General features: G+C 38.2%; 5 protein-coding genes and 1 tRNA gene. 3 read left to right on the top strand and 3 right to left on the bottom strand.

What is annotated here, in order from left to right; all coding sequences use genetic code 11:
* The first annotated feature begins 213 nt into the window (after positions 1-213).
* Together G7Y56_RS05130 and G7Y56_RS05135 are read left to right on the top strand one after the other, a co-directional pair.
* Complete coding sequence (locus G7Y56_RS05130) at positions 214-852, top strand: nitroreductase family protein (protein ID WP_165041632.1); 639 nt, start codon at positions 214-216, stop codon at positions 850-852.
* Positions 853-884: 32 nt separating this feature from the next.
* Positions 885-2,981: a M3 family metallopeptidase gene (locus tag G7Y56_RS05135; RefSeq protein WP_165041634.1), complete on the top strand. Its 2,097-nt coding sequence runs from the start codon at positions 885-887 to the stop codon at positions 2,979-2,981.
* Between the two features lie 76 nt (positions 2,982-3,057).
* Here the strand turns inward: G7Y56_RS05135 and G7Y56_RS05140 are convergent, their stop codons facing one another.
* The 3 genes from G7Y56_RS05140 to G7Y56_RS05150 are packed head-to-tail and all read right to left on the bottom strand — an operon-like array spanning position 3,058 to position 7,590.
* Complete coding sequence (locus G7Y56_RS05140) at positions 3,058-4,251, bottom strand: pyridoxal phosphate-dependent aminotransferase (protein ID WP_165041636.1); 1,194 nt, start codon at positions 4,249-4,251, stop codon at positions 3,058-3,060.
* A gap of 35 nt (positions 4,252-4,286) precedes the next feature.
* The gene (locus G7Y56_RS05145) at positions 4,287-5,504 is read right to left on the bottom strand and encodes a bifunctional 3,4-dihydroxy-2-butanone-4-phosphate synthase/GTP cyclohydrolase II (RefSeq protein WP_165041638.1); all 1,218 of its coding nucleotides are present in this window, start codon (positions 5,502-5,504) and stop codon (positions 4,287-4,289) included.
* A gap of 34 nt (positions 5,505-5,538) precedes the next feature.
* Complete coding sequence (locus G7Y56_RS05150; RefSeq protein ID WP_165041640.1) at positions 5,539-7,590, bottom strand: LptF/LptG family permease; 2,052 nt, start codon at positions 7,588-7,590, stop codon at positions 5,539-5,541.
* A 375-nt stretch (positions 7,591-7,965) separates the two neighbouring features.
* Between G7Y56_RS05150 and G7Y56_RS05155 the strand changes: the two genes are divergently transcribed.
* A tRNA-Met gene (locus tag G7Y56_RS05155) sits at positions 7,966-8,039 on the top strand.
* The last annotated feature ends 253 nt before the right edge of the window (positions 8,040-8,292 follow it).

Genomic DNA, 8,292 nt, shown 5'->3' on the forward strand with positions numbered 1-8,292 from the left:
GCAACTTTTTGTATGATTCTGTCATCCTGAATGGAGAGAAGGATCTCTCAATGAAGAGTCAGGATTCTTCACTCCGTTCGGAATGACAAAAAGGTGTAATACTTTTACAATGTATTTTTACTAATGATACACCCTTTTCTAATTTTATAAGTGACATAATTATTTAGATTACTTTCTTATCTTTGTTTTTTACAATAATTCAATATTATTAATATGAAAATAAAGAAAGTAGCCAATCCAGCTAATAGTGTGATGGAGAAGCGTACATCTATCAGAAAGTATGATACTTCGGTTAAGATTAAGAGGGAGGAAATGTATAGCATTTTGCAGGATGCTATGACTGCTCCTTCGTCGTTTAATCTTCAACCTTGGCGTTTTGTTGTCATCGATTCGCCTGCGGGCAAGGAACTAATAAAGCCATATATGCTTTTTAATCAGGAGCAAGCTGCAACAGCTTCTGCTATAATTGCAGTATTCGGAGATATGCATAATTTCTCTTATGCAGATGAGATTCTGACTGCCAATGTAGAGAAAAATCTAATGACGGAAGAGTATAAAGACCAGATGATGGGTATGATGACTAATTATAGGGCAGGCATAACAGACGAGTCTATAAAGAATTCATTATTGATTGATTGTGGATTTGTATCAATGCAACTGATGCTTTCGGCCAAAGGATATGGTTATGATACGAACCCTATCGGAGGATATAAGAAGAGAGAGTTGACAGAAGCCCTGGGCTTAGATACAAAACGTTATATCCCGGTTTTACTTTTATCGATAGGTAAAGCCGCCGAAGAAAGCAAAAATTCTATCCGCTTTTCGGTAGAAGAAATAACCCAATGGAAATAATATAGTTACATAAATTAAAATCTAAATATTGTATGAAAAAAAGATTTTTTTCCATTCTATTATTTATAACAGTAATAACAACAATGCAAGCACAAAATCCGTTCTTTTCGGCATATAAAACGCCTCATGGAACACCTCCTTTCGATAAAATAAAGAATGCTCATTACGAGCCGGCTGTGGATAAAGGTATAAAAGACCACGCTGCCGAGATCGATAAGATTGTAATGATCAAAGCGGATCCAACATTCGAAAATACAATTCTGCCTTTTGAAAAATCAGGCGACCTTCTGACTCGTGTAGCATCAGTCTTTTTCAATATGCTTAGTGCTGAGAGCGACGACGAGATGCTTGAAATAGCACAGCGTATTCAGCCTAAACTATCAGCTCACAGTAACGACGTAAATCTGAATGAAGGCTTATTCCAAAAAATAAAAGTTGTTTATGATAAACGTTTAGATTCTGGTCTCAATCCTGAACAAATCCGATTGGTAGAGAAGATCTATCAGGGTTTTGAAAGTAGGGGAGCAACCTTGACAGGCAAAGACAGAGATACATACAAAGAACTTTCGTCCAGATTGAACCAGTTGACTTTAGACTTCGGGCAAAATGCTCTTAAAGAGTCTAATAAATTTGAAATGATAATCACAGACGAAGCTGATTTGGCAGGATTGCCGCAAAGTGTTAAAGATGCAGCTGTGGTTAAGGCGAAATCGAAGGATAAAGAGGGTTGGATGTTCGACCTATCTGCACCAAGCTATATTGCATTTATGAAGTATTCTTCGCGTCGCGATCTTCGTCAAAAATTATATATGGCTTACGCAACTAAATGCGTATCAGGCGGAGAATTCGATAATCAGGAAAATGTAAAAGAAATCGCTAAAACCCGTATGCAGATTGCAAATTTGCTAGGCTATCCGGACTATGCAACATTTGTATTACGCGACAAAATGGCGAAAGACAAAGAGCATGTTTTTGATTTGTTGAATAAGCTTTACGATGCGTATGCTACTGCTGCTCATAGCGATGTGAAACAAGTGGAAGGCTATGCGGTAGGATTCGAAGGAAAAGCAATTGACTTTCAACCTTGGGACTGGTCATACTATTCTGAAAAACTACAAGATACAAAATACAGTGTAAACGATGAAATGGTACGTCCTTACTTCGAATTGGAGAATGTAAAGAAAGGCGTATTTGGACTTGCTACCAGCTTGTATGGAATAACTTTTAAGAAAAATACTCAAATACCGGTTTATCATTCAGAAGTTGAGGCTTTCGATGTAGTAGACGATAAAGGAAATTTTGTTGCTGTCTTATTTACCGATTTTCATCCGCGCGAAGGTAAAAGACAAGGTGCATGGATGACCGAGTTTAAAGGTCAGTACAAAGAGAAAGATGGAAAAGATTCTCGTCCGCATGTGTCTATTGTGATGAACTTTACCCGCCCTACTGAAACAGAACCGGCACTTCTTACTTTCGATGAGGTAGAAACTTTCCTTCATGAATTTGGTCATGCACTACATGGAATGTTGACAGAATGTACTTACGAAACACTTTCGGGTACTAATGTCGAGCATGATTTTGTAGAATTACCATCGCAAATAATGGAGAACTGGTTAACCGAGAAAGAATATCTAGATGGTTTTGCTATTCATTATAAAACAGGAGAGAAGATTCCTGCCGATTTAGTTCAAAAACTTGTAGATGCAGCTAATTATAATGCCGGCTACGGGTGCTACCGCCAATTATCATTCGGATTTTTAGATATGGCTTGGCATACGCTTAATCAACCTTACACAGGTGATGTAATAGCTTTTGAACGTAATGCAATGGACAAAACAGCTTTATTGCCTACCGTAGACGGTGCTTGTATGTCTACTTCGTTCGGTCATATATTTTCGGGTGGTTATGCTGCCGGATATTATGGCTATAAATGGGCAGAGGTATTGGATGCCGATGCTTTCGCCTTGTTTAAAGAAACAGGTATCTTTAATAAAGAAACCGCTCGATCCTTTCAGGAGAATATATTGCAAAAAGGTAATACTGCCGATCCGATGAGTTTGTATGTCAAATTCAGAGGGCAAGAGCCTACTATCGATGCTTTATTGGAGAGAAATGGTGTGAAGAAGTAATATACGATATATCAAGAAGAAAGCCGCTTAGAACTAACTAAGCGGCTTTCTTTATAAATAGGGCTAATGATTCGGCTTATTTCAATTTTACCAACGTTTCTTTCACACGTCTCATTGCTTCGATGATATTCTCGTCGGAAGTAGCGTACGAGAAACGAATATAGTTCGGTGCTTCGAAAGCCAAGCCACCAACTGATGCTACATGTCCTTCTTCGAGTAAAAACATAGCTAAGTCGGCAGAAGTATTAATTACCTTTCCGTTATATGATTTACCGAAGTAGTAGCTGCATTCGGGGAATAAGTAGAATGCGCCTTGAGGGTTGTTTACTTTGAAGCCTTCTATTTCTGACGCTAGTTTAACGATCAGGTCGCGACGGCGCATGAATGCCAGACGCATATCTTCTACACATGTTTGGTCGCCAAGATAGGCTGCCTCTGCTGCTTTCTGAGCGATAGACGATGCTCCCGATGTGTATTGACCTTGCAGCTTGTTACAAGCCGAAGCTATCCATTGTGGAGCAGCCATCCAGCCAAGTCTCCATCCCGTCATAGCATATGCTTTAGATACACCGTTGATGATCACTACACGATCTCTTACATTCTCAAACTGGGCAATACTTTCGTGTTTGCCTATATAGCTTATATGTTCGTATATTTCATCAGAGATGATTATAATATTCGGATGTTTTGCCAATATATTTGCCAGACCCTCTAACTCTGTTTTAGAATAAATACTTCCTGTCGGGTTAGATGGTGAGCATATTATAATAGCTCTTGTTTTAGGCGTGATTGCAGCTTCCAGTTGAGCCGGAGTTATTTTAAAATCCTGTTCTATTCCTGTTTTAATAACAATACTTTTACCTTCGGCTAGTTTCACCATTTCGATGTAGCTCACCCAACATGGAGCAGGAATAATAACTTCGTCGTCCGGATTCACAACACTTAGTACGGCATTGCAAACTGCTTGTTTCGCACCGTTCGAACAAATTATTTGTTCAGGTTTAAAGCTGAGTCCGTTTTCTGTTTCCAGCTTCTTGCATACTGCTTGGCGCAATGAAAGATATCCGGGAACAGGTGAGTAAATCGAAAAATTATCGTCGATAGCCTTCTTTGCAGCACTCTTAATATGATCGGGGGTGTTGAAATCGGGTTCACCTACACTAAGGTTGATCACATTGATGCCTTGTGCTTTTAATTCGTTGCTTTTTTGAGACATCGCTAACGTCTCAGAGATTGCCAGGCTCGCTATACGGGTTGAAACTTGTGTCATTTCCAGTGATTATTATTGTTAATCTATATATTTATTCAGTCTATATTGTGCAAATCATGTCCCATACGTTCTTTCTTTGTTTTCATGTAGAAAGAATTATATTTATTGGGTACTATTTCGATTGGGACATTCTCCACAACTTCCAAGTTGAAAGATTCCAGCCCTTTACGCTTTATCGGATTGTTTGTCAGTAATCTCATTTTACGAACGCCTATTTCGCGAAGGATAGCCGCTCCAACACCGTAGTCGCGCTCGTCGGCATTGAATCCGAGATGTAGATTTGCATCCACAGTATCATAGCCTTCTTCTTGCAGTTTATATGCCTGCATTTTAGCCATTAGGCCAATGCCTCTTCCTTCTTGGTTGAGATAAACTATAACTCCTTTTCCGGCCTTTTGTACCATCTCCATCGATTTGTGCAGTTGGTCGCCGCATTCGCAACGCTTCGAAGCAAATATATCACCAGTCATACACGATGAATGAACACGTACCAATATCGGCTCATCTTTCTCCCAAGTTCCTTTTATCAAGGCTATATGTTCTAGTCCGTTCGATTTTTGTTTGAAAGGAATCAGATGAAAATGCCCGTGTTCGGTTGGCATGTCTACTTCCGTCCCTTTTTCTATAATCGATTCTCTTTCAAGTCTATATTTTATTAGATCTGCAACAGAGATAAGCTTCAGGTTAAATTCGTCTGCGAATTTTTTCAAATCGGGTAAGCGAGCCATTTCTCCATCTTCTTTTTTTATCTCGATAAGTGCGCCTGCCGGATATAATCCAGCCAAACGAGCCAGGTCGACTGCTGCTTCGGTATGACCAACACGGCTTAATACACCTTTTTCACGAGCACGAAGAGGGAATATATGTCCCGGACGACCAAAATCTTCGGGTTTGGTTTCGGATTTGGCTAAAGCGAGAATAGTCTGCGCTCTGTCGTATGCTGATATACCTGTTGTGCAGCCATTGATAAGTAAATCTATCGATACCGTGAATGGAGTGGCATGTGTCGATGTATTGCTTGTTACCATCATTGGTAGGTCTAGTTCGTCGCAGCGCTCTCCTGTAAGAGGAGCGCAGATAAGACCTCTGGCATGCGTTTCCATAAAGTTTACTTTCTCAGGCGTGATAGCTTCTGCTGCAATGATAAGATCGCCTTCATTCTCACGATCTTCATCATCTACTACAACTACAAATTCACCATTTCTTATAGCGTCTATGGCTTCTTCGATTGTATCCAGTTTTATTTTATCCATGATTAATTATTATTTATATTTTACCTTAAAGGTATCACCATTTTATGCTATTTATATCCTCTTTCATTCCTTTTTTCAATAAAAAATATCCTACAGGGTAAAAGAGATATGCTATAACCAAGATACCGGGCTGACTTTTCTTTACTTTCCTGTCGATAGCTCTATAATAGTCGAAGTAATGAATTAATGATTTAATATAGAATATGAAATACGCTACTGATAGAATTATAGCAGTCCATTCAATAATATCCCATCCTGTTATGACCACAACTATCGATAGAATTATTTCGGATATATACAGAAGAAGGGTAATCAGAGAGCTTTTTAGAAAATAATTTAATTTTTCTATGGCATCATTGTAATCCAGATTCTTCGTTTTGATATCAAAGAATTTGGCACCTCGTTCTTTCAGTATACTCAATACAGCCTCTAGTGTATTCTGATCGTAGCCATACTGTTGGTGATTTTTGGCTATATCTTTTAGTCTTGATTCGTCAAGTGATTTTAGATTCTCAAGTATTTCGGGATCTGTATTCAATTCCGACAAATCAGGGATCTTGCTAACATCTATTTCGTTTTCGGCATTAGTCTCTACTTTTGGTTTTATACGAAGTGCTGCACGTATAAATTTACCATAGGCTTCTGTGTTAAACAATGCAGAATCGTTCATCGCCTTATAGGTCAGGAATACTCCTAATGGGAATAAAACAAACGAACTGAGCCAAATACCTTGCCATACTTCCCACACACCATCCCTTGCCATTTTGTAGCCTATGTTGTTGATGATGTAGTAAAAAATAAATAGTAGAACAGAGACCACTACCGGCATTCCTAGCCCTCCTTTTCTGATAATAGCCCCAAGTGGTGCCCCAATAAAGAAAAAGACGAGGCAGGCAAACGAAAGGGTGAACTTTTGATGCCATTCTATCTGATGGTATCTTATTTTCTTTTGCAAATCAATCTTTGCCATCGATTGAAATAGGTATGTATTTTTGGTATTTTCGGCTTCGCTCGCTGCGGTACTTGTAAAACGAATCATATCGACGTCTTTATAAGTACTTAATAGAGAATCGAAGTTTATTTTATCCGTTGTTTCTTCTTTCTTTTCTTCTATCGGCTGCCCAACTACGTCCGTATTTGCAGTCGGTGGTATTTGGTTTTGTCTATAAGACAGATAAATTTGCTCTGTCATAGTCTTTCTATCTATAACATTCAGGCTGTCTAGCTGTGTGCTCATCGAATCGATAGAGTGGCTTAGCTGTGCAATGTTTTTAGATATCTGGGTGCCCTCCAAAGCCGATTCCTCCATACGGTTGAAATCGGTATTGAAGAGGATAATAACTTCTTTCTTTTTGAAATTTTCACGGAGATATGGTCTGAACTTATTATCTCTCGCTTTATTTCTATCCATTCCGGGCTGTTGGAAATTAGAAAATTGCTGTCCGTCATATAAATTGAGAACAAGGAAGTCTTTGGTCGATGATGTTCTCATCTGTGCAGAATCACAAACATATACAGCCATGTTGTCGAACCCTTCGGACGTGTTATAGATCATTACATCATATAAAACTTTTGTCTCAGGATTTTTTTTCTTAACGAACAAGCTATAATTGCTTATGCCACTATAAAACGACCCTTCCGGAATCTCAAGTTCGGGCGATTTTTGCTTTATGGATATAAGTAGCGATCTTGATTTTACGTTGATACGAGGCATTGCTTCATCTTGGAAAAAGAATGCTCCGACAGCAACAAACCCTATAAATACAATGAGAGGTCTCATGATCTTAAGAAGGGACACTCCTGCGGCTTTAATCGCCAGCAACTCCATCCGTTCACCAAGATTACCGAAGGCCATAAGAGAGGCTAGTAATATGGATAGAGGTAATGCTAAAGGAATAAGGCTTAAGGATACATAAAAGAATAATTCGCCCAGAATAAGATTATCAAGTCCTTTACCAACAAGGTCTTCGACGTATTTCCATATGAACTGCATCAATACAATAAACAGACAGATGACAAACGTCATCATAAAGACGGGGAAGAATGTCTGAAGTATAAAGGAATATAGCCGTTTTAATCTTAGCATTAACTATCTCTCATTTTGCAAGTACAAAAGTAGTAAAAAGAAGAATGTGAAGGCTCATTAATTAGGTGAAAGATGCCGGACTTAAATTTTATTAGTAGTTTTTACTGTGATAAAAAGGAATTTAGGTTGTGATTCGTAAATATTTTCTCTTTTTTTGCATGTAGGTCTTGTTTTATCAAAAATAATCTTCTACTTTTGTCACCGCTAATGCAGATTGGCGAGATAGCTCAGATGGTTAGAGCGCATGATTCATAATCATGAGTTTTTTGCGAAATTTATCGCCACAACGTTCTTTTATTCAGATTGTTACATTGTGTGGAAATTTACTTGCCCCACAAATTTGCCCCACAAGTCAAAATATACAAAAAATACTTTGGCGAGATAGCTCAGATGGTTAGAGCGCATGATTCATAATCATGAGGTCCCGAGTTCAATTCTCGGTCTCGCTACTTGAAAGTCAACACTTTACAGTGTTGACTTTTTTTATTTTTATGCAACTTGCCCCACAAAAATAAACATCGAATAAATTATAAATAATTAATAAACAATTGATTAAATACAGTTTTGTTGTGGGGTGTATAATATAATTGAAAAGTAGTCCACTAAAATAATTGAAAAGTATACCACCGGTTAAGTAAAATCCGCTAGAGCTTCTAATAAAGCCCTGCATTTTACTAACAAATATTAACATTATAAATTCCT

Origin of the sequence: Dysgonomonas sp. ZJ709 (assembly GCF_011039195.1) — a bacterium.
GTDB lineage: Bacteria > Bacteroidota > Bacteroidia > Bacteroidales > Dysgonomonadaceae > Dysgonomonas.